A 20559-nucleotide genomic window follows, 5' to 3' on the forward strand; every position below is an offset into this window, starting at 1 on the left:
CATGAACCGTGGTGATGTGGGGCCGGGCGGGTCGTGGCCGGTGGTGGTGCGGGTACCTGTGGAGCCGGTGGAAGCCGTGGTGGAAGCCGACGCGGTCGACGCCGTGGCGCGTGCGGGCGATGTGGTGGTGCGTGGCCCCTTGTTCGGGGTGGCGGCGCAGCGGGCCGGGGACGGGCCGCGGTGGAGGGTGGTGCTCGCGGTGACGGCCGGCTGTCCGCAGCTGGCGCGTGACGGGCTGAACTCGCGGTTGTGGTTCCGCGCGAAGGACGAGGCGCAGGACAGGGCGGAACGGCGCGAACTGCTGGCGGCGGTCGCCCGGCTGGAGAGCGAGCGGGTCGACGAGCTCACCGCGGCCGGGACCCGGTACCGGGTCGTGCGGGCCGAGGAGTACGCGGCCGCGGGCCCGGGCGGTATAGAAGAGCCTCGCCCGACCGACCCGGAACCGCCCGTCCCCGACTGGGACCGTGCTTCGAGGGAGTCGGAGGTCGATGACGGCCTGGTCCTGGACCCGGAGGCGCCCCTCACTCCGACCCAGGCTCTGGAGCGGCTGGCACTGCGCGGCCTGTGTTACACCGGTGAGCGGTTCCCCGAAGACGTGCGCGCCGACGCGGAGCGGGCGCTGGACACCCATCCGGACGTGCTGCTGCTGCCCCCGACGTTCACCGTCGTGGAGCAGGCCGGCAGCAGCTGGCGGCCGGTCAGCGGGCCGCACGCAACCGCGCATGCCGCCCGCAAGTCTCTGGACTTCTCCCTGACGTGGATGTGGCCGCGTATGCGCGGCCACATTCCCGGCGACGCCGATCCGCGCACCGACGCCCGCACCTGGGAAGCGGGCGGCGGGGCGCCGGCCGGTCCGCGGCCCGCGGAGCTGGCCGCGTATGCCGAGGCCGCGGACACGCTGCGGGTCGGGCGCGTCAACAGGCTGGAATTCCAGGGCACCGTCTACCAGATCGTCCGCACCCGGCGCCTGCTGCGCTGGGGCACCGACGGGCCCGAGGGCCCGCGCCCGTCCGACGTCAACAGCCAGGACCCCGCACGGATCCACCTGGTGCTCGACGAGGACGGCCGCATCGTCCCCGAGGACTGACCAGGAACACAGCGATGTCCCGCAACGGTCAGCCCAGGTAGTCGGCGACGAGTTCGGCGAAGGCCTCGGGGGTGAGGAGCGTGACGCCCAGTTCCTCGGCCTTGACGGCCTTGGAGCTCGGCTTCCCGTTCGCCGACGGAGCGCAGACCAGGTAGGTGGTCTTGGAGTTGACACTGCTGCCCGCCCTGCCACCGGCCTTCTCGATCAGCGCGTTCATCTCCGAGCGCCCCATGTTCTCCAGAGGCCCGCTCATCTTGCCGGTGACAACGGCGGTCTTGCCCGCCAGCGGGCCCTCACCGGCCGGCTCGGGCTGCTGCGGTTCGTTCATGTTGACCCCGGCCGCGGCAAGCTTGTCGATCACCTGGGCCAGGGAAGCGACCTGTTCGACGATTACCGGAGCCTTCTCCCCGCCGATGCCGTCGACCTCCTGCATCTCGGAAGCGTCAGCCCGCCGGATGGCATCCATCGTGACGAAGTGTGCCGCTATGCGGCGGGACATGCTCCGCCCGGTGCCGAGCACGCCCAGGGCGCAGAAGACGCGGCTGAGCGGACGGGACTTGGCGGCCGCGATCTGTTCGGCCAGCTTCGCTCCGCGCTTGGCACTGCCCGAGGCGGCGGTGAGCCGGTCCTCGGTGAGGGTGAACAGGTCGGCGACATCGGTGACGTCACCGGACTCGATCAGGGCCTTGACGTACGTCTTGCCCAGGCCGTCGATGTCGAGCATGTCGCGCCCGGCGGCGTACTCGATCAGCGCGGGCAGGGCGCAGGCGGTTCCCTTCGCGCAGCGCCACCGCTCCTGGTCCTTGTTGATCTCTCCACCGCAGTTGGGGCATGCCGTGGGCAGCGGCACCTCCTGCGCGCCGTCCGGGCGGCGGCCGATGACGGCGGCCTGGACGCGGGGGATGATGTCGCCGGCCTTGTAGACCGTGACGGTGTCTCCGAGGTGGAGGTCGCGGCGGCGTATGTCGGCCGGGTTGTGGAGGGTGGCCCGGGTGACCGTGGATCCGTCGATGTCCACCGGTTCGAGGATGGCGGTCGGGGCCAGTACGCCGGTACGGCCCACGTCCCAGACCACGTCCTTCAGCACGGTCTGCCGCTCGACGGCCGGGAGCTTGAAGGCGATCGCCCAGTACGGGAACCTGCTGCCGAACCCGGCCGCGGCCTGCTCGGCCGCGTCGTTCGCCTTGATCACGACCCCGTCGATACCGAACGGCAGGCCGGGGCGCAGCGCGGCGATCGCGTCGACCTTCTGCTGCGCCTCGGCGAGGGTTGCCACCACCTGCAGACCGGCGGGCGTGTCGGCCGTGGTCTGTACTCCGGCCCCGGCGACGGCGGCCAGGGCCTCGGCGTGCGTGGCCCCGGAGGGCACGAAGCCGACGCCGTCGAGCTCGACCGCTCCGTACGCCCAGAACGTCATCGCGAGCCGGTAGGGGCGGTCCTTCGCGCGCAAGGTGCCGGCCGTGCCGTTGCGCGGGTTCGCGAAGACCTGCGCGCCGTGTGCGGTGCGGACCTCGTTCGCGGTCTCGAACTGCGCTTGTGTGAACAGGACCTCGCCGCGGACCTCGAACGTGGCCGGCACGGGCAGCCGCTCGGGCAGGCCCTCGATCGAGCCGATGACGTGGCTGACGTCCTCGCCGTGGGTGCCGTTGCCGCGGGTGATGATCTGCTCCAGCCGCCCCGCGCGGTAGCGGGCGGCGACGGCCGCTCCGTCCATCTTCGGCTCGACCGTGAACCCGCCCGTGGGCGCGTGGCCCAGGCGGCGCTGGAGCGAGGCTTCCCAGGCGAGGAGGCCGGCCGGGTCGAAGACGTTGTCGAGGCTGAGCAGTCGCGTGGTGTGCGCTATGTCGCCGACCGGGGCGGCCCCGTCCCCGACCAGACCGGTCGGGGAGTCCTGGGCGACCTCCTCGGGGTGCTCCGCTTCCCAGGCGAGCACGGACAGGCGCAGCCGGTCGTAAGTGGCGTCATCCAGAGAGCTGTTCTCGCCGCCGTAGTACGCCTCGGACGCGTCGCGCAGCTGCTGGAGCGCGGCAGAGTAGTCGGCACGGCTGGACAGGCTGAACAGCGCCTCATCGGCGGAAAGGATCGTCATGAGAGAGATCCTCTCCCAAGGGTCTGACAATGCCCGGCGACGGCGAACGTGCGCCCGCTACCGGTACTCCACGGTCAGAGTGGCCTGCGTGTCCCTGTTGACGAAGAGGTAGGCGGTAGCCGGCTGGTTCTGTTCGAACCGAAGGCGGACCTGGGTCCGTCCGGAACGGTTGATCGCGGCCAGGCCCGCGGCGGACAGGTTTCCGGAGGCTTTGCTGCCGGAGGCGAACGAGCCGATCTCGGCGGTGCCCGCGGCCGTCGTGGCGGCGGCCCAGTCAGCGCTCTCCACCGTGCAGCCGCCGAGACAGCCGGTGTGGACGTCGACCAGGAGCCGGTTGCCGGCCGGGCTGGCCCAGGGGTCGCCGGATCCGCTGCTCCTCGTCAGGGTCACCCAGGCTCGGGTGATCTCCTTCCCGGAGGGAACGGCGCCGGTGTCGAAGGACAGAACGGTCCGGTTGAACTTGCCGTCGGTGCCCCGTCCCAGGGCCAGGCCGGAGGTTTCCTCCAGGGTGCCGACGGCCGGTCCCGAGCCGTCACCCGCGGCCTTGATGTAGCCGTCCTCGGCGTCCACGCTGGGCAGTGTGACGGTTCCCGTGGGCGGCGGCGTCGAGCCGGTGCCGCCGAGGGCCTTGACCATGCCCATGATGGTCTCGATCTGCTTGCCGCCGTGCCGCGCGTAGGCGGGGTCGCCGAGGTAGCCCCACCAGTTCCAGCAGCCGTTGGGGTTGTCGAGAGTCGTGGTCGCAACGGCCTGCGGGTACAGGACGATCAGGTTGTTGGTGTCGGCGTATTCGTTGAGGTAAGCCCTGTCGATGAACCGGGTGCCGAAGCCCTGGTACGAGTAGCCCTGCTTGCAGCCGTGGAGAGTGACGACCACCTTGCAGGCCGCGCCGCCCGCACAGCTCGTGGGCACGTAGACGAAGCCGTTCTCGTCCATGGAAATCGGTTTGGCGGCGCCGCCGGGCGCGTACTTGTTCTGGTCGAACCGGATCAGGCTGCCACCGAGGTTGCTCGAGGGTGCGCTGACCGAGCCGAGGAGATGTCCCAGGAACTCGCGTTCGGCGTCGATGCCGCAGTTGTTGATCCACGGATTGGCGGTGACGGTGCACGCGTTCGGGCCGAGCGGGCTGATCCAGGCGTGGCCGGCGGCGGTGCTGTTGTTGTAGAGCACGTTGGCGCCGAAGTGCCGGTAGTAGTCGTTCAGCGCGGTGGAGACGGGGCGTTCGACGGTCGAGTCGCCGGAACCGCTGAAGACGTAGACGGGGTCGCCGCTCAAGCCGGCCGCGGGGTCGATGGCGCCCTGCGCCGACCAGTTCGTGGTGGTCTGCTTCAGGGTGGCGAGCTGGAGGTCCTGGTAGACCTCCATACAGGCGTTCAGGGCCTTGCCCAGGTCGTTCTGGGCACAGTACTGCGGACCGGAGGCGAAGGCGGCCGAGCCGTCGAACGTACCGGAATAGGCCACATGCAACTGGGTCGCCATGTACCCGCCGGAGGAGACGCCGGCGCTGTAGACGCCGTCGACGTTGTACGTCTTGAGCTCGCCGGTGACGGGCGGAACGGCGGCCGCGGCGGCACTGGCAGCCCCGGCGTCAGCGGAGGCGGGGCCGCCGAGGAGCACGCCGATGCCGAGCAGCAGGGCTGCGGCGGCCCCACCGAGCCTTCCAGGAAATGGATGCACAAACCCTCCACGGGTGTGAAACGGCTTACGGGTTCGGATGGCTGCGACGATAACCTCCGGCCACATCCCGTACGCACGGTGACGCCTGCCACAACAGGGCTCCCGCCTATGGCGGTTGACACCCTGGACGCGGCCCGTCCGGCGGGGCCCCGTCGCCCGGCTCCGCTCCGGGTGGCCTTGAAGTGCCCTGCGGAGGACTGGTGGTTCGCGCCATGGCCCGGCGGGACCGGTGCTCGCGGCGGTCCATCCACCAGACGAGCCGGTCGGGGGAGTCCTGCGGGAACACTGCCTGTACGGCGGTTGCGGCCAAGGCGAGCAGCAGACAGACGGTGACGCCCCACCAGGGGGCGCCCGCGAGCACGGTCGCCAGACCGCTGACGGCAGTGACCGACGCGGGTACCAGATTGGGGGTAACGGCCATGTCCGCCCTCGCTTGCGTCGACTGAGCCTTCGGGTCGTGCTCCCAGCCTTGACACGGCGTGAACCATGCGGGAGGGGGAAGAAATTGTTTCCACCGGGGTGGTAACGGCCGGCGTGGCGTGCGGCCGGGTTGTCACACCGTCAACGCAGATGGGGGGCGGGGATGGGCACGACCCAGGGGCAGCGGGACCCCACCGAGGAGTACGCGGCCGGGCTGCGCGCGGCCGTGGCCGGATTCCTCCGCGCGGGCGGGACCCAGCGGGAGATCGCCCGGGCCCTCGCCGTCGCCCCGGCCACACTGTCGCGTTACCTCAGCGGGGAACGCCTCGCCTCCCGCGCCGTTCTCGACACCCTGGTCGACTTCCTCCGCACGCAGGGCCGGACCGTGGACGAGGCGACGACCGCCCGGCTGCGGGACCTGTGCCGCCGCGCACACCGCTCCAGCGGTTCCCCGGCGGTCCGGCTCGCCGAGGTCAAGGGGGAGATGGCGATGCTGCGCAGGGAGCACGCCCGGGCCCTGGAAACCTCCGCGGACCGGATCGCCGTACTGGAGGAGCGGGCCGGCCACCTCTCCGGGGAGCTGGCCGAGGTCCTGTCCCGTGCGCGGACCGCCGAGGAGGCCGTGGAACTGCACCAGGCACACGTACTCGAACAGGACGACCAACTGCGCAACAGCCAGGAGTACACCCGCCGGATCGAGGCGGAGCTGGCGCGGGAGCGCGAGGGCAACGGCCGGCTCCAGGAGGAGGTCGAGGTACTGCGCGAGCAGAACCGTCTGCTGGTCGACCTCGCGGGCGTTCCCGGGCCGTCACTGCAGGCCGGCCCGCCCGGCGTCGACGACGGCGCCGCCGGGAACGCGCCCGGTGCGGAGATGCCGAGTGACCTCGTACTGGTCCTGCGACTGCTTCGCGGCCGGGGCGTCGACGGACTGCGTACCGAGGCCGGACCGCTCCGCGACGGGATCGCCATTGCGGCGTACATGGTGCAGATCTGCCTGGTGGGGGCCGTGTTCTCGGCCTGCCTGCGGTCTGCGGACCGGCCGGCGGAGTGGATCCTGCTCCTCTTCGCCGTCTCCGGATTCGTCTACGCCCTCGCCTGCGGAGCCCGGGCGTACCGCCGGACGACGCCTTACACCCGGGCGGGCGTCACCTGGCCCGCCACCCTGGTCGGCCTGGCCACCTGTGCGGCCGTTCCCGCCGGGGTGGCCGTGCCCGCCCTGCTCGACGTGGACGTTCCCGGCCGCTGGATCGCCCAGGCCGTCGGGCTGCTGTGAACGCGAGGCTTCCGCCGCTACCGGGTCACCCGTACGGTCACCGTCTTCGGCCGCTGGTACTCGTGCAGCGCCAGGACGCTCAGATCGGTGCCGTGACCGGACGTCCCCCGGCCCCCGTGCGGGAGTTCGGCCGTCTGCACGAGATGGCAGTTGAGCCACGCCTCGCCCGCGTTCAGCCGGGCGACCAGGTCGAGGCCGGTCCCCAGGTCGGTGGTCCACACGCTCGCCGCCAGCGCCTGCGGGACGCTGTTCGCCAGGGCCAGGGCAGCCTCCGGGCTCTCCGCCTGCTGGACGGTGAGGAGGGGCCCGAACACCTCCTCGGTGACCGCCGGGTCGTCGTACGGGAGATCGGCCAGCAGACGGGCCGGGCGCCAGTGCCCCCGCACCCCGCCGGCGTCCTGGGCGATGTCGGCCGCGAAGTTCCGCTTGGCCGCGGAGGAGGCGACCAGACGGTCGTAACGCGCCGCCTGGTCCGCGTTGTTCAGCGGCCCGAAGTCGCGCCCGGCGAGCCGGGAGTTCAGCGCCGCCGCCAGCCCGGCGACGGTGTCCTCGTAGTTCTCCGCGAGGGTGATCACCCGGGCCGGGGCCGCACAGCTCTGGCCCGCGTTGTACGTGGCGGCCTCCGCGAGCGAGGCGCAGGTGTCGGCGGGGGCGTCCGGGAGGACGATCGCCGGTGCGTTGCCGCCCAGTTCCAGGCTGACGCGGCGGGTCCCGGCCCGCGCGGCCACGTCGGCTCCGGCCCGGCCGCTGCCGGTGAACGCGACCATGTCCACCGCCGACTCCACGAGCAGGCGGCCGGTGCGCCGGTCGCCCGGGAGGGACTGGAGCACGCCCGTGCCCAGCGCCAGCGCCGCGTGCTCCGCGAGCAGCTCCAGGCTGTCGGGGGTCGTCTCGGCGGGCTTCGCCACCACCGTGTTGCCCGCCGCGAGGGCCGGCGCTCAGCGCCAGGCGGCCATCAGCAGCGGGTAGTTCCACGGCACGATCACCCCGACCACGCCGATCGGCTCCCAGCGGACCCAGCTCTCGTGGCCCGCCACCAGATGGCCCGAGGCCGGGGCGGTCCGGGCGCGTGCGGCCGTCGCGTAGAACCGGAACAGGTCCGCCACCTGCTCGACCTCGCCCGCCGTCTCCGTCCCGGGCTTGCCGGTCCCGGCCTGCTCGCGGGCCGCGTACTGCTCCGCGTGCTCCTCGATCAGCGCCGCGAGGCGGTCCAGTCGGCGGCCCCGATCCTTCGGGGTCAGGGCGCTCCAGCCGGGGAGGGCGGCGCGGGCCCCAGCCACTGCGGCCGCCACCTCCCGCTCCCGGGAGAGGGTGGCCGTACCGCGCGCCCGCCCGGTGCGGGGGTCGGTCAACTCGGTCAGTCCGGTGGGTGCGGCGGTCATGGGCGCCTTTCGCGGATCGGGGTTGGGGTTAGACCGGAACTCATACGTCGTACGACCTCAGCCACAGCTCCAGCGTCAGCACCAGCCAGAGCTTGCCGCCCTGGCGGGGCAGCAGCATGCCCTCGCCCTTCAGCCAGGTGCGGATGGTCTCCTGGCGGAACAGGCCCCGTTGCCGGGAACGGCGGCCGAGGAGGAGTTCGTGGCCGAGTTCCCGCAGCGGACCGGTCAGCCACTGCTGGACCGGCACGCGCATCCCGCTCTTCGGGCGGTCGACCACGGTGCCCGGCAACAGGTCCCGAACGGCCTCCTTGAGGATCCACTTCTCGGTCGTGCCACGGAGTTTGTAATCCGGCGGGGTGGCGAAGGCGTGGTCGATGACCGACCGGTCGAAGAGCGGGGAGCGGCCCTCCACGCTCTGGGAGGAGGTCAGGCGTTCCACCTTCGTCAGGATGTGGTGCGCCCCCTTGGTCCGCAGGTTGCAGTGGAGCAGGCGGTTGAGGAGGTGCTCCATGGCGTACGGACCGCCCGGATCCGGGAGCAGGTACGGCTCCACGTGCCGCTGCGGGCGCGGGGCGTCCCGTAGTGCGTCGAGTGCGGGCGCCGTCAGCAGGACCGGGAGGTCCGTCCAGCATTTGCGGTACGAGCGCAGGTACGCGGTCGCCCGGTCCTCGTCCCAGGGCGCGCCCGGGGTCCGGTGCATCTCCTGCACCAGCATGGGGAGGTTCTTGGGCCCGCCGAAGACGGGGTCGCCGCCCTCGCCGTTGAGGACCACGGAGGCGCCGTCCGCGGCCACGGCCTCGGCCAGCATCAGGTTCGGCACCGTCAGCGGGTCGCCCACCGGGCTGTCCAGCAGCGCCGCGGCCTCGGCCAGCCGCGCCGCCACCGCCGCCCCCGAGACGTTCAGGATCCGGTGCCGGGTGTGGCAGTGGGAGGCCACCAGGCCGGAGTAGCCCAGTTCGTTCGGCAGGTCGTCGCCGAAGCTGATCGAGTACGTGTGGACCGGGTGGGAGTGGAGCTTCGCCGCCAGGGCCGTGACGAGGGAGCTGTCGATGCCGCCGGAGAGGAGCACCGCGGCGGGCTCCGCCACGGGCAGCCGGTTCGCCGTGGCCTGCTCCAACAGGGCGCGCAGACCCAGGACATGGCCGGTCGGGTCGGCGGGACGGGGGTCCTCGATGTGCTCCCGGGGCTCCCAGTGGACCGTCTCGGTGACCCGGCCGTCGCGGGCCAGCCGCAGCACCCGGCCGGGCAGCACCTCGCGGACCCCGGTGAGTAGGGTTTCCTCTCCCGGCAGGTACGCGAAGGTGAGGAAGGAGCGGACTGCCGACAGGTTCATGGACGTGCCGAGGGCCGGCCAGCGGCGCAGTGCCCGCAGCGAGGTCGAGGCGGCCCAGGCTGCGCCGGCCCGCGCGTAGTAGAGGGTGCGGGCGCCGACGTGGTCGCGGATCAGGACCAGGTCGGGCCCGTCGAGCACGGCCAGTACGAACATCCCTTCGGCGAGAGCCACTCCGGCCTCGCCGAGCAACGCCCAGCAGTGGAGGAGGAGTTCGCCGTCCGGGCAATCGACGGGCGGCGGCGGAGCGGCGGCCCGGGCCGCGAGGGCGGCGAGCAGCACCGGGCGGTTGTGGAGGGTGACCTCGCCGACCGCGGTGCGTCCGTGCACCGTGAACGGGCCGGTGGCACGGCCGGGTTCGCCGGTGATGAGGCTCAGCCCGGCGCCCGGTACGTCCACGGGAACGTGGCCCGGTCCGGCGGCGCCCATCACCTCGAGATGGGCGCGGGCCTGCCCGGTGGTGTCGGCCAGGCAGGCGCAGAAACGTGCCACGGTTGGCTCCTTCCCTTCGTGCTCGCGTACTGCTGCGTGCTGCGTGCTTCGCGCTCCGTGCGACGCGCTCTGCGCTCTGGCTCAGCCGAAGTCGTCGTCGCTCCAGGCGTCCTCGTCGCCGTCCCAGCCCGCTTCCCAGCTGTCGTCGCCGGAATCCCCGTCACCCCCGGAGTCCCCGCCTCCGCCGTCGCCGCCCGAGGCCGACGACGCCTGGCTCTGCTCCTGTTGGCGGCGCAGGGCCTCTTCCTCCTCCGCGGTCATGCTCAGCGGCGGGAGATGGGCGGCCGTGATGGCGAGGGTCGCCACCCCCAGACCTGCGAGCAGCACCCCCATCCGGCCGCCGAAGGAACTCCGGTTGACGGTGACCCGCTCTCCGCGCGACCACACGGTACGGCCGTAGCCGATGTCCCGGGCGTAGGTGGCGGTGCCGTCGGAGAGGGTGCGTTTGATGACGCGGTTGCCGAGCAGCTCGTCGGTCCCCGAGGCACCCCGGTTGTCGTGCCAGCGCACCAGGTGGGGTCGGCCGGGGGTGCGGCTGCGCCACTCCTGGAGGCCGCCCTCGTATCTGCGGTGGACCGTGCCGTCGGCGAGGAGTTCGTCCGCGTAGCCGATCTCTTGGGGCCGGATCATCGTGTGCGTACCTCGGGTGTGTGGAAGGGGTCGCGGGGGCCGTTCACGCGGTGGGCCAGGTCATGAAGCCGGCGGTGCGCAGACCGTTCAGCTCGCCCCACATGGAGTCGCGGGGCGGCCGCGGACCCCGGGTCAGGCGCAGCACCGTCCGTACGAGCCTGGCCGGCGGTACGGCGGCCACCTGGGCGAACCGGCCCCGCGCCAGCCACGCGGCCTCGCGCGGCCGCAGGGCGGCCGGCCAGTCGGCGCCTGCCGCCGGGCCGGGAGCCGGGCCGCGTCCCGACGGCAGCCGCAGGGCGGCGGCGTGTCGCGGTACGAGGCCCAGGGAGCCGACCCGTACCCCGGGGACGGGGCCGAGCGCGGCTCGTACGCGGGCCGGGAGCTTCACGCCCTCGGGGCTCGCGTCGTGCAGGACGTGCACCGTGGCGCCGTCCGCCCGTTGCAGGGCCGCGAGGAGGAGCGGGGCCAAAGGCAGCGCGTCGGGTGCCGCGAGGACGGGGCAGGCCGCTTCCAGGTGCACGTGGTTGGCGAGCAGCATCGCGGCGATCGAGCGGTCCTGGCAGAGGAGCAGGCGGGGGAGGCCGTAGTCGTACAGGTCCGGTTCGGACGGCCGGGACCGCGCAAGGTCCGCCGGGGTCGCCGGGGGCGGAGCGGACGGCAGGAGGCCCGGTACGGTCTCCCGGCCCCGTGCGTCCAGGGCGCGGGTGAACGAGGGCAGGCGCAGCGCCGGTGGGGGGGTGCCGGGGACGCGGCGCAGGAGCGGCGCGGCCGGGCTGAGGACACGGCAGGTCTCGTAGTAGAGCTGACGCTCCGTGAACCGGAGTCCGCCGGGGTCGGCCGCGCGGACGGCGGCGGCGCCGATCGCCAGGTTGAGCAGCCGGGTCGTACGCGTGCTCGTGCCCGTACTCGTGCTCTTGCTCATGCGCTGGGCGTGCCTTTCTTCCCGGAGGTGTCCGCGTCCGCCGCCCCGTCCGTGTCCGGCCAGGTCAGGAAGCCGTACGCCGGGGCGGAGCCGGGCCGTGCCGCGGCCATGGCCACGGCCCGTTCCACCGCCTCCTCGACGACGGTGGCGAGCAGCGGCGGGGGCACGGCCGCGATCGGACTCCAGAACCCCTCGGCCAGCCAGGCGGCCTCCTGCTCGGACAGGCCCGCCACGGCCCGCAGTTCCCCGGCATCCACGGCCAGGACGTGCGAGCCGGCCGTGACGGGCGAGACGCGGTGGATGGCGCCGAGCCGACCCCGGACCGCGGCCACCGGCAGCCCGGCGTCCACCACTGCCCGGTCCGGATGGGCCATGCGCAGGAGCGGTGCCAGCAGCGCCCCCAGTGCGCTCGCGTCGTGCAGTACGACGACCGGGAGCAGGCCCGGCAGGTCCACGAGGGCCTCGTGGGCGGAGCCCGGGTCCGCCTCCACCAGGACCGCCCGCAGCCGCACCGGCAGGTCGTTGGCCTCGAGGAACACCGCGACGGCGTGGTCGGTGCACAGGATCACGGCCCTGGGCCGGGGCGGCCGCGACGCGGCGTACCCGGGGATGCGCGCCGCGTCGTTCACCACACCCGGCGGCAGCCTCCCGTACGCCCTGCACCAGTCGCCGGTCATCAGCTGCCGGAAGCCCTCCTCGGTGGGGCTCAGGGACGAGCCCGCGGGCCGGGCCCGCTCGTACCGGAAGAGCCCGGGCACCACGAGGACGAAGACGGCGGCGGTCCGGGCCCAGACCGCGGGGGCGCCGCTGCCGAGGACCGCGTACACGAGGAGCCCGGCGCAGACCGTCAGCGCCACGGACCAGCGGATGCCGGGACGGATCCCGCGCGCCTCGCGCGCCCTCCAGGCAATGCTGTACGAACGGGAGCGGTACCAGAGCTGGGTGACGGTCACCTTGAGCCGGCCGCTGTCGGTGAGGGACTCCGCACAGCGGCGAATCCGCAGGTCGTGCATGCCGCGGCCGTGCACCTTGGGGTCCAGGGCGAAGCGGCGGTGGCAGTGGGAGCACACCTGGCCCGTGCGCTCCGTGCGCTTCAGCTCGGTCGAGCAGTTCGGGCAGATCACCGCCCACCCGCCGGATCCGGGCCGCCCGCGGCCGCCCCGGGCCAGGTCATGAAGCCGACCTCCGCGGCGTGGCGCCGTTCGGCGTCGACACTGCGGCCGACCTGTTCGGCGAGCCGGTCGAGTACGGAGAGCAGCCGGACCGGGGGGACGCCGACGAGCGGGAACCGCCAGCCCTGCGCCAGCCACTTCAGCTCTTCCGGAGTGAACTCACCGAGGGCGGTGAGCCGTTGCATCTCCGCCGTCGTGGGTTTCCGGGCGGGGTCGCGGTACGCGACGGCCTTCGGCATGCCGCGGACCGTACGCAGCGACACTCCGGCGTCGACCACCGGGCGGCCGGAGCAGGTCGCGCGGAGTTGTCGCAGGAGCAGTTCACCGCGCGCGTCGGCGTTGTGGAGCACCAGGACCGGGCCGCGCGGCGGCAGGGCCGGGAGCAGGGCCGCGACGTGCTCGGGGCCCTGGACGAGGGCGATGCCGTGGCGGTCGGGCAGGCCGTCGGCGGCGAGGAAAGCGGCGATGGAGGGATCGGGACAGACGAGCACGGCGGTCGGCGCAGGCGCGTCGGCCCGCCACCGGGGCCAGGGGTCGCCGCTGTCGTCGACCACGCCGGACGGCAGGTTCCCGTACACCCGCAGCCACTCGGCGAGCGCCTCGGAACGGAAGGCTCCGCGGGTCATGGGCGCGATGCCCCGGCCCGCTCCCCTCCGCCGGGCGATCAGGATGCCGAACGCGGTGGCCAGCAGGGCTCCGGAGACGTACAGCATGAACGGCAGCCCGCCGAAGATGGCCCAGAGACTGACGAGCACGCCGCCGAAGAGTGCCCCGCCCGCGCATCCGGGTACGAACTCGCCCTCCCTGAGCCGTTTGCGCGACAGCGCGTACCACAACTGGCCGGGGGTGACCCGGATCCGGCCGTTGTCCGTCAGCCCGTCGGCGATACGGCGCACCCGGAGGTCGCTGAGGCGCAGGGAGTTGGTCTTGGGGTCCAGCGCGTAGCGGCGTTTGCAGTGGCTGCAGATGTTGCCGGTGCGCTCCTTGCGGAGCAGGTTGCGTTCGCAGTGCGGGCAGATCACCGGCGGACCTCCAGAGCCGTCGCCACCCGGCGCAGCCGTGCGGCGAGCCGCTCGCGGACGGTGGTGCCGGAGATTCCGTGGACCCGCTGGGCGCGCTCGATGTCGCGCAGTGCGGCGGCGAGGACCCGGTAGTCGGTGGCGGTCGCGATCGCCGGGGCGCCGCGCCCCGCCGGGCCGGGCAGCAGGGCGCTCGCGGCGGCCCGCTGCTCGGCTTCCGCCGCCGTGATGGCGTAGTCCTCGTGGTCGATCCCGTATCCCGTGTTGGCGGCGAGGATGGTCAGCGGGGCGTCACCCCGGTTCGCGAAGGAGTGCGGCATCATCTCCGGGATGCGGATCAACATGCCCGGCGCGAGCAGGACTTCGGTGACGCGGCCGCGGTCCGGGTCGTGGAGTCCGCAAGCGGCGTGCCCGAGGCTGAGGACGAAGTGCTCACCCCCGTGCGCGTGCGGGGTGAAGGCGCTGCGCGGGCCCACCACCCCGAGTTTCACGGTGGCGTTGGAGGGCCGCTCGGGCGAGGTGCCGGCGTCGCCCACGAGGTAGTGCGCGAACTGCCCGTCGTCGATGAACCGCAGGAAATCCCGCTCCGGCCCGAGTTCCCGGGACCCCTCCCGGTCGGCCAGCACGATGCCTCCGTCCGGCCTCAGGTGGTACAGCTCCACCCCGCCCGGCAGCCCGCGCCCGGCGTGGTTGGGCAAGTCCTCGGGTATCTCGCGCGGTCCGGGTGTGCGGTCGTACGGTCGTGCGGCCATCGCGCCTCCCCCTGACGCCCCGCTGTGCGCTCCACGCGCCTCGCAGGCGCATGGTAAGGCCCTGATCGCCACCAGCGGGAGCATTCGGAACGTACCCCGTGCAACCGGCAGATGACCGCCCGGGTGCAGAACGTCAGGGCCGGTCCGCAGGACGGCTGTCGGTTTCTGCCGCCGGGGTGGCCTCGCCGGACGTGGTGTCGGGGGCTGGTGCGGTCCGCCCCTTGCCGCTGATGAGTGGTTTGACCACGAGGAGTTGGGCGGCTGCGAGGGCGAGGCAGAGGCTTGCGGAGCCGGCCCACAGGGCGGCAACGCCGGCGTGTTCGAGCATCTGAGTGGCGGTGACCGGGGCGGCGACCGTGGCAATGCCCCAGCTGATGCCGTACGCGGCCAGGTAGCGGTCGGCGCCGCCGGGCGGCGCCAGGCCCGCCACGACGCTGAAGGCCCGGCCCAGGATGAGCACGTCACCCAGGCTCCATACGGCGGTGGTGATCAGGAACGCGGGCAGGGTGTGGGCCATCGCGTAGCCGACCAGGCCGATCGCCAGCAGGGTGTAGCCGAAGGCCAGGGCCGCGGAGTCGGAGAGCGTGGCGAGGCGGCGCAGGCGCAGGGCGGGTTGAGCCGCGATGACGGTCACGGCCGAGGCGGTGAACAGCAGCCCGGCGTCGGCGGGTTCAAGTCCGCGACGGGCGAGGGTCAGCGGCAGTGCCATCATGATCTGCATGTAGACGAGGGCGAAGACGGTGCCGGACGTGAACATGCCCCACAGGGCGCGGTCGCGCCAGGGGTGGGCCTGCTCGCCGTGTTCGCCGTGGTCGACGGCCGGACGGTGGCGGTGGTCGGCGGGCAGCGCGATGCGCAGTGCCAGCGCGCAGGCCAGGCAGGTGAGCGCGTCGACGACGAACAGCCAGCGCAGATCCCACCGGCCCAGACCCGCCGCGATCAGGCCGGCGCCCGTGCCGCCGGCGGCGAGCGCGACGTTGAGCAGGCTGTACGCGCGCACCCGCTCGGCGGGACGGACGGCGTCGGCGATCATCGCCTGGCTCGGCGGCTCGTACAGCTCGAAGACCAGGCCGAGCAGGATCGCGAAGACCGCCACCGCGGCCAGAGAGCCGGCGGCGGCGATGCCCAGCTGCGCGAGGGCGCACCCGGTGAGGCCGAGCACGATCGTGCGGCGGCGGCCGAGGCGGGCCGCCAGCCGTCCGCCGGCCAGCCGGGACGGGATCGTCGCGAGGCCGAATGCTGCCGAGAGCACGCCCGCCGTCGTGGTGCTCGCGCCGAAGTCGGTGCTGATCAGGACGGTCAGGAAGGGCAGGGAGAAGGCGCCGAGCCGGTTGATCGCCCGCGCCGTCACCAGCAGCCATACGATGCGCGGCATTGCCGCCCCCTCTCGCGTAACTGTCGAATCGCGTAATGTCAGTCACGGACGCTATCCATCGAAGGAGTGACTGGTCAAGTGATGTTCGACAGTCATGTCGCGGTGCTGCTGGACCAAGCCGTATCGCTCGTGAACACGTTGACCGACGGAGAAGCACGCGGCCGTGCCTACACCGCACCGCGCGGAGCCGAGCTGCCGGACGCGATCGACGCCGCGGTGTCGCGCACCGCGGCATCACTGCCGCGCACCATCGATGCCGTGCAGGCGGAACACCTGGTCAGGACGGCACAGTGCCTGCGTGAGGTCTTCCAGGCCATGCAGGACGGGAGGACGGATGCCGCCGCCGAGACCGTGAACGGGCTGCTGCGCGACAGCGGCGCCCGGCCGCGGCTGGGCCGGTCCGGGGACGAGTCCTGGCAGATGCACTTCCACGGTGCCGACGACTCGTTCGCGGCAGGCTGCAGCGCCGGCTGCGCCACCGCGCTCGCCCTGGCGGTGGGCGGCGGCCTGGCCGGCCGCCTGGGTGTGTGCCGGGCCGACCGCTGCGACCGGGTGTACGTCGACACCTCCCGCAACGCCGCCCGCCAGTTCTGTTCCACCGCCTGCCAGAACCGCACCAAAGCAGCGGCCTTCCGTGCCCGCAAAGACGCCGGCGGCTGACCGGGCGAAGCCGGGCCGGGCACACGCGCTCAGCCGGTGTCCGTTGCCGCCGGTGCGCTGCTTCAGCCGGTGGCCGCGGCCGCGGCCGCGGAGGTCTTGCGGAGGACGCCTATCTTGTCGATGCGGTGCTCGGGGTTCCCCTGGGCGTCGCTCCAGTAGTTCCCCTCGGCGTGGTCCTCCGGCGTGGCGCACGTCGAGAGGGTGATCATGGCTTGGGTGGGGGGCGTCCCGGGGTCGCCCGGGACCGCGGCGCGCTGTTCGCTCAGCGAGCGCTCCGACCGGAAGGACGTCTTGCGGGTCGCCACGATCTCGTACGCGTACACCACGTCACCCACCGTTACGAGGACCTCGTCGCCGTTCTTCAGGGCGGGCACGTCGCGCAGCGGTCCGCCCGCAGACAGGCGGTGCGCCGTGACGAGGAAGTTCCCGACCTGTCCGGGGCCGACTCCGCCCTGCTTCCCGTACGGGCTGGCGGCCACGCCGAGGTCCTGGATGCGGGTACCGGGCGCGTCGTCGGTGGTGCCCTCGTACGGGACCACGCGCAGCCCGGCGATGCCCGCCGAGGCTATGGACAGTGTGGAGACCTGGGGCTGTCCGGTGGCGCCCGGGTAGGGCTCCCGCGCGGCCGTGGGCGACGGGGAGGCCGCGGCAGGGGCGGCCAGGGCCGTGTCGGGCGCCGCTGCCGTCCGCGCCGGGGTCGCCGAGGTCGCCGGACCGGCGGCGGCCTCGGGTGCGCAGGCGGCCAGCAGGGCCGCCGCGGCGGCGGCGAGTACGGCGGCGGTCGCTCGGGGCGGGTAGGTCAGGGGCATGGGCGATTCCGTGTCGCTCGGTCGGCCGTGGTGAGCCGGCCGGGTCGTGCGGAAGCGGGGGGACCCCGTTCGCTCCGACAGAGTGACATACGGAGCAAGTAGTACATAAGCCCCCGGCAAGCCCCCGGCAGGCTGTCCGGGCGGGCTGTATCAGCGGGCCGCGCCGAAGTCCTGCGTCCAGTAGGAGTTCGGCTGTGCGAGGCCGACGCCGATCTCCTTGAACGCGCAGTTGAGGATGTTCTGCCTGTGTCCGGGGCTGTTCATCCAGCCGGTCATGACCTGCTCGGGGGTGCTGTAGCCGTAGGCGACGTTCTCGCCGTAGGTCATCCAGGCGTAGCCGGCGCGGGTGATGCGCTGGCCCGGGTCCGAGCCGTCGGATCCGGTGTGCGACATGTTGGAGTGCGCGGCCATGTCCTTGCTGTGGTTCAGGGCGGCAGCCGTCAGCTTCTCATTGACGGTGAGCGCCGAACACCCGGCCTTGGCGCGCTCCTTGTTCACGAGAGCCACCACCTCGGCCGCCGGGCCGGAGGGCGCAGCGGTCGGAGTGCTCGGCTGCTTCGAGACGACCGGGGGCTTCGGCTGGGCAGGGGCCGGCTTGGCGGGCTGCGTCGCCTTGGGCGGCTCAGTCGCCGGGGCGGACGGCTGTGCCGTCTGCGGATCCTCCGTCGGCGGCGCGGTCGGCTCGGGCGTCCCGATAGGGGTGGCCAGGGGGTCGGCCGGGCTCTCGGTGGGCGCGGTGGGCGAGGGTGCGCTGGGGGAGGGGCGCGCTCCTTGCCACTTGGAGGCCCTTGCCGCAGGAGTCTCCTCGGTGTCCCAGCATGCGATCGCGGCCGTGGGTATGCCGACGATGCCCAGAGTGACGGCAGCGATGGTTATTTTCTTGTAATGCGTCCTCTTTTTGCGGTGCTTCTGCATGTATGACCTCACTTGGTTTCTGCGAAGCGTCCGGGGCCTGCGCTGCCGGAGCCGCCGGAGCGCCGGGCGGGCCGCCATTCTTAGAAACCCTGGAACGGGCTGACAAGTCTCGCCACCAGCTCGCACGGCGGCGCCGTGCGCCGGGCTTGAAATGGGCGGACAGTCATGCTGGCCGTGCGGTCGGCAGGGCGCCCGAGACGCATGACTGACCGCCAGAAGCGCCTGTGACGTGGCAAGTCGCCGCACGCTGCCCCCATTCCCCGAGAGGTCCATTTCGGAAGAGAGCGGGGAATGTCGATTGTATTTGGACAAATCTCGATATCTCGGCTCGGCATTAGTGGACGTAATGCTTCCGTGATCTTCCGGCCTGCCGTGATTCATGTCACTGTTTCGTGCGGGAACCAAGTGGTGTCGGGGGAGTGCTGTGACCGGATAGCGGTCGCGGAGCTCACCACCCGAGATCAGGGTCAAGCGGACGGTGCATCCAGCGTCACACCGTCCGGTACCGCGATGCCGAAGTCGGCGGTCAGCACGCGCACGACTTCGTCGTGACCCGACAGTTCCCGCTCCTTGCGGGAGCCGTCCGAGCGGGTCTCGACGAGGTGGCGGCCATTGAGCGCGAGATGGGCGTCCGGCGTCGTCCGCTGAATGTAGAGGAGGTGGGAGAACGGGGAGCGGGGGTTGGTCGCGATGTGCCAGTTGATGACGTCGAAGTCCGGGGCCTCGTACGGCTCCAGGGTGAACGCGTACTGATCCGTCCACGCGTCGTCCTCGTACGCCTGGAGCACCCACAGCTCCAGCGGCCCGCGGTGCGGCTCGTGGACCAGACGGTGCCGACGGGTCGCGTCCCGGAACTCGGTGTCCGCGACCAGCGGAACCGCTTCGAGCAGCGCGCCGCCCGCGCCGAAGCCGACGTCCGCCAGGTACGGGCCCGGCTCGCCCGGAACGTCGACCAGAAGCAGCATGTGCGTACGCGGCCGGATCGCACCCTTGGCACCCAGCACGACGCGCGCGGCCAGGCGCGTGACGCCGAAACCGAACGCCTCCAGCACGGCGGCCAGCAGGGTGTTGTGCTCGTAGCAGTATCCGCCCCGGCCTCCGCGGACCAGCTTCGCCTCCAGGTCCGGCAGCGCGAGGGAGGGGGCCGAGCCGCCGATCGGTTCCAGGTTCTCGAACGGAATGCCGTACATATGGGCAAGATGCAGCGACCGAAGCGTCGCGGCGTCCGCGCGCCGCTCCCCGGTCCAGCCCGTGCGGGCGAGGTAGGCGTCGAGGTCCAGCTGCGGGGTGGTGGCCTGCGGAGTTTCGTCGTTGCGCGTCATGTTTCCGACCCTACGCAACCGGGAGCGAATCCCCGGCGATCGAGGCGGGGGAAGGCGGGCGATGGTGTGGTGCCGGCCCGCCCGATCGCCGTCCTGGCAGGATGGCGGCATGGAACGTGTGCTTGGAATCGGTGGACACTTCATGCGGGCCGCCGACCCTGCGGCCCTGAGCGCGTGGTATCGCGATTGCCTGGGCCTGGACGCCGATGAGAACGGCCTGTGGCATCAGGAAGCCGGGCTGACGGTGTTCGCGACGTTCGAGTCCGAGACCGACTATTTCGGGTCCCGCGCCCAGCAGACCATGCTCAACTTCCGGGTCCGCGACCTGGACGCGATGCTCGCGCAGTTGCGGGCCAAGGGAGCGGACGTGGCCGAGGAAACGCAGGACATGGAGGGCGTCGGTCGATTCGGCTGGGTCACCGATCCTGAGGGCAATCGGATCGAGCTGTGGCAGCCCGCCTGACCTCGCCGCCGAAGTGCCCTATTGACGGCGGCTCGTGGCGGAGGCGAAGCCCAGCCAGGTGTGGCGGTTGCCCCACCAGCACCAGCCGACCTTCGGGGCGTTGCGCCGCTCGGGGCCGTCGCGCCCCGTGCCGTTGCTGATCCAGATCGCCGGGGTGCGGGCGTCCATGGTGCCGTTCGCCTTGCGCAGCCGGGAGCCGATGGTCATGAAGCAGTGGTTGCGCTCGAGGACCGCCGGCTGCTGGAGCACCCAGTGGATGCCTTCGGTGAGCAGCAGCGGAGTACGGCCCTCCTTGGTGAGGGCGGGCAGTGCCTCGTCCGGACTCCAGTTGGCCATGTGGTCGCCGCGGTCGAGGCCGGTGACGAGGTAGAGAGGCGCGTCGGGCAGTTCGACGGTGTCGGGGGCGAAGCGGTCGACGTCGGCCATGTCGGTGACGACGAAGCCGGGCCGGCCGTCGTGGCGGAGCAGCGGCGCGAGGGCGGAGGCCGGGGCGCGGTCCGGGTGCACGGCGAGCAGGGCGTCGCCGTCTCCGCGGCCAGCGTCCACGGCGAAGCCGCGCAGCTCGTCGGCGGACATCCCCGCGAGCTCGTGCACCCCGAGGCGGATCAGGTGTTCCGCCTGGGCGGCGAGCGGCGGGAGAGGGCGTACGGCGGCGGTGGCCGATGTATCGGGCAAGACACTCCTCGGTTCGCGGGGTCAACGAGGCGGCCCGCCGGAATGTTCCCCGCGCGGGCGGCGCCGCGACAAGCGAAAGCCGCGACAGGCGACGC

The 20559-nt window shown here is 72.6% G+C and carries 17 protein-coding genes and 1 pseudogene; 4 read left to right on the forward strand and 14 right to left on the reverse strand.

Features of this window, described 5'->3' with window-relative positions; genetic code table 11:
• The first annotated feature begins 1 nt into the window (after position 1).
• Positions 2-1087: a DUF5954 family protein gene (locus JIW86_RS36700; RefSeq protein ID WP_257558645.1), complete on the forward strand. Its 1086-nt coding sequence runs from the start codon at positions 2-4 to the stop codon at positions 1085-1087.
• Between the two features lie 28 nt (positions 1088-1115).
• On the opposite strand, the gene ligA is transcribed toward JIW86_RS36700, so the two are convergent.
• Together ligA and JIW86_RS36710 are read right to left on the reverse strand one after the other, a co-directional pair.
• Positions 1116-3176 carry an NAD-dependent DNA ligase LigA gene (gene ligA / locus JIW86_RS36705; protein WP_257558647.1) on the reverse strand — a complete coding sequence of 687 codons (2061 nt, stop codon included), beginning with the start codon at positions 3174-3176 and terminating at the stop codon, positions 1116-1118.
• A gap of 57 nt (positions 3177-3233) precedes the next feature.
• On the reverse strand, positions 3234-4853 hold the full coding sequence (locus tag JIW86_RS36710; RefSeq protein WP_257558648.1) for a PHB depolymerase family esterase: 1620 nt from the start codon (positions 4851-4853) through the stop codon (positions 3234-3236).
• A gap of 583 nt (positions 4854-5436) precedes the next feature.
• Between JIW86_RS36710 and JIW86_RS36715 the strand changes: the two genes are divergently transcribed.
• Positions 5437-6546 carry a helix-turn-helix domain-containing protein gene (locus JIW86_RS36715; protein ID WP_257558649.1) on the forward strand — a complete coding sequence of 370 codons (1110 nt, stop codon included), beginning with the start codon at positions 5437-5439 and terminating at the stop codon, positions 6544-6546.
• 17 nt (positions 6547-6563) lie between these two features.
• Here the strand turns inward: JIW86_RS36715 and JIW86_RS36720 are convergent.
• The 8 genes and pseudogenes from JIW86_RS36720 to JIW86_RS36755 all read right to left on the reverse strand — a co-directional run bounded on the left by JIW86_RS36720 (position 6564) and on the right by JIW86_RS36755 (position 15620).
• A pseudogene (locus tag JIW86_RS36720) lies at positions 6564-7928 on the reverse strand (aldehyde dehydrogenase family protein).
• A gap of 40 nt (positions 7929-7968) precedes the next feature.
• A complete protein-coding gene (locus JIW86_RS36725) occupies positions 7969-9750 on the reverse strand; it encodes an asparagine synthetase B family protein (RefSeq protein WP_257558650.1) in 1782 nt (593 codons plus the stop codon).
• Between the two features lie 81 nt (positions 9751-9831).
• The gene (locus JIW86_RS36730) at positions 9832-10380 is read right to left on the reverse strand and encodes a hypothetical protein (protein ID WP_257558651.1); all 549 of its coding nucleotides are present in this window, start codon (positions 10378-10380) and stop codon (positions 9832-9834) included.
• Between the two features lie 43 nt (positions 10381-10423).
• Positions 10424-11302, reverse strand: coding sequence for a hypothetical protein (locus tag JIW86_RS36735; protein WP_257558652.1), 879 nt, complete (start codon positions 11300-11302; stop codon positions 10424-10426).
• On the reverse strand, positions 11299-12426 hold the full coding sequence (locus tag JIW86_RS36740) for a hypothetical protein (protein WP_257558653.1): 1128 nt from the start codon (positions 12424-12426) through the stop codon (positions 11299-11301). Before JIW86_RS36740 ends, JIW86_RS36735 begins: the two co-directional genes overlap by 4 nt.
• Positions 12423-13496 (reverse strand): hypothetical protein, encoded by a 1074-nt coding sequence (locus tag JIW86_RS36745; RefSeq protein WP_257558654.1) that lies wholly within the window; start codon positions 13494-13496, stop codon positions 12423-12425. The genes JIW86_RS36740 and JIW86_RS36745 overlap by 4 nt, the downstream gene beginning before the upstream one ends.
• Positions 13493-14245, reverse strand: coding sequence for a cupin domain-containing protein (locus tag JIW86_RS36750; RefSeq protein WP_257558655.1), 753 nt, complete (start codon positions 14243-14245; stop codon positions 13493-13495). Before JIW86_RS36750 ends, JIW86_RS36745 begins: the two co-directional genes overlap by 4 nt.
• A 133-nt stretch (positions 14246-14378) precedes the next feature.
• A complete protein-coding gene (locus JIW86_RS36755) occupies positions 14379-15620 on the reverse strand; it encodes an MFS transporter (protein ID WP_257558656.1) in 1242 nt (413 codons plus the stop codon).
• Between the two features lie 81 nt (positions 15621-15701).
• On the opposite strand from JIW86_RS36755, the gene JIW86_RS36760 reads away from it, so the two are divergent.
• The gene (locus JIW86_RS36760) at positions 15702-16280 is read left to right on the forward strand and encodes a CGNR zinc finger domain-containing protein (RefSeq protein WP_257558657.1); all 579 of its coding nucleotides are present in this window, start codon (positions 15702-15704) and stop codon (positions 16278-16280) included.
• Positions 16281-16342: 62 nt separating this feature from the next.
• Here JIW86_RS36760 and JIW86_RS36765 read toward each other — a convergent pair whose 3' ends face one another.
• The 3 genes from JIW86_RS36765 to JIW86_RS36775 form a co-directional block, all read right to left on the reverse strand.
• On the reverse strand, positions 16343-17089 hold the full coding sequence (locus tag JIW86_RS36765) for a sortase domain-bontaining protein (RefSeq protein WP_257558658.1): 747 nt from the start codon (positions 17087-17089) through the stop codon (positions 16343-16345).
• Positions 17090-17239: 150 nt separating this feature from the next.
• Positions 17240-18004 (reverse strand): CAP domain-containing protein, encoded by a 765-nt coding sequence (locus JIW86_RS36770; RefSeq protein WP_257558659.1) that lies wholly within the window; start codon positions 18002-18004, stop codon positions 17240-17242.
• A gap of 467 nt (positions 18005-18471) precedes the next feature.
• Positions 18472-19326 (reverse strand): arylamine N-acetyltransferase family protein, encoded by an 855-nt coding sequence (locus JIW86_RS36775; RefSeq protein ID WP_257558660.1) that lies wholly within the window; start codon positions 19324-19326, stop codon positions 18472-18474.
• A gap of 109 nt (positions 19327-19435) precedes the next feature.
• On the opposite strand from JIW86_RS36775, the gene JIW86_RS36780 reads away from it, so the two are divergent.
• A complete protein-coding gene (locus tag JIW86_RS36780) occupies positions 19436-19789 on the forward strand; it encodes a VOC family protein (RefSeq protein WP_257558661.1) in 354 nt (117 codons plus the stop codon).
• Between the two features lie 18 nt (positions 19790-19807).
• Here the strand turns inward: JIW86_RS36780 and JIW86_RS36785 are convergent, their stop codons facing one another.
• Positions 19808-20464, reverse strand: a complete 657-nt coding sequence (locus tag JIW86_RS36785; RefSeq protein WP_257558662.1) for a DUF5701 family protein — start codon at positions 20462-20464, stop codon at positions 19808-19810.
• Positions 20465-20559: the final 95 nt, after the last annotated feature.

The sequence above is a fragment of the Streptomyces sp. NBC_00162 genome, assembly GCF_024611995.1.
Lineage (GTDB): Bacteria > Actinomycetota > Actinomycetes > Streptomycetales > Streptomycetaceae > Streptomyces.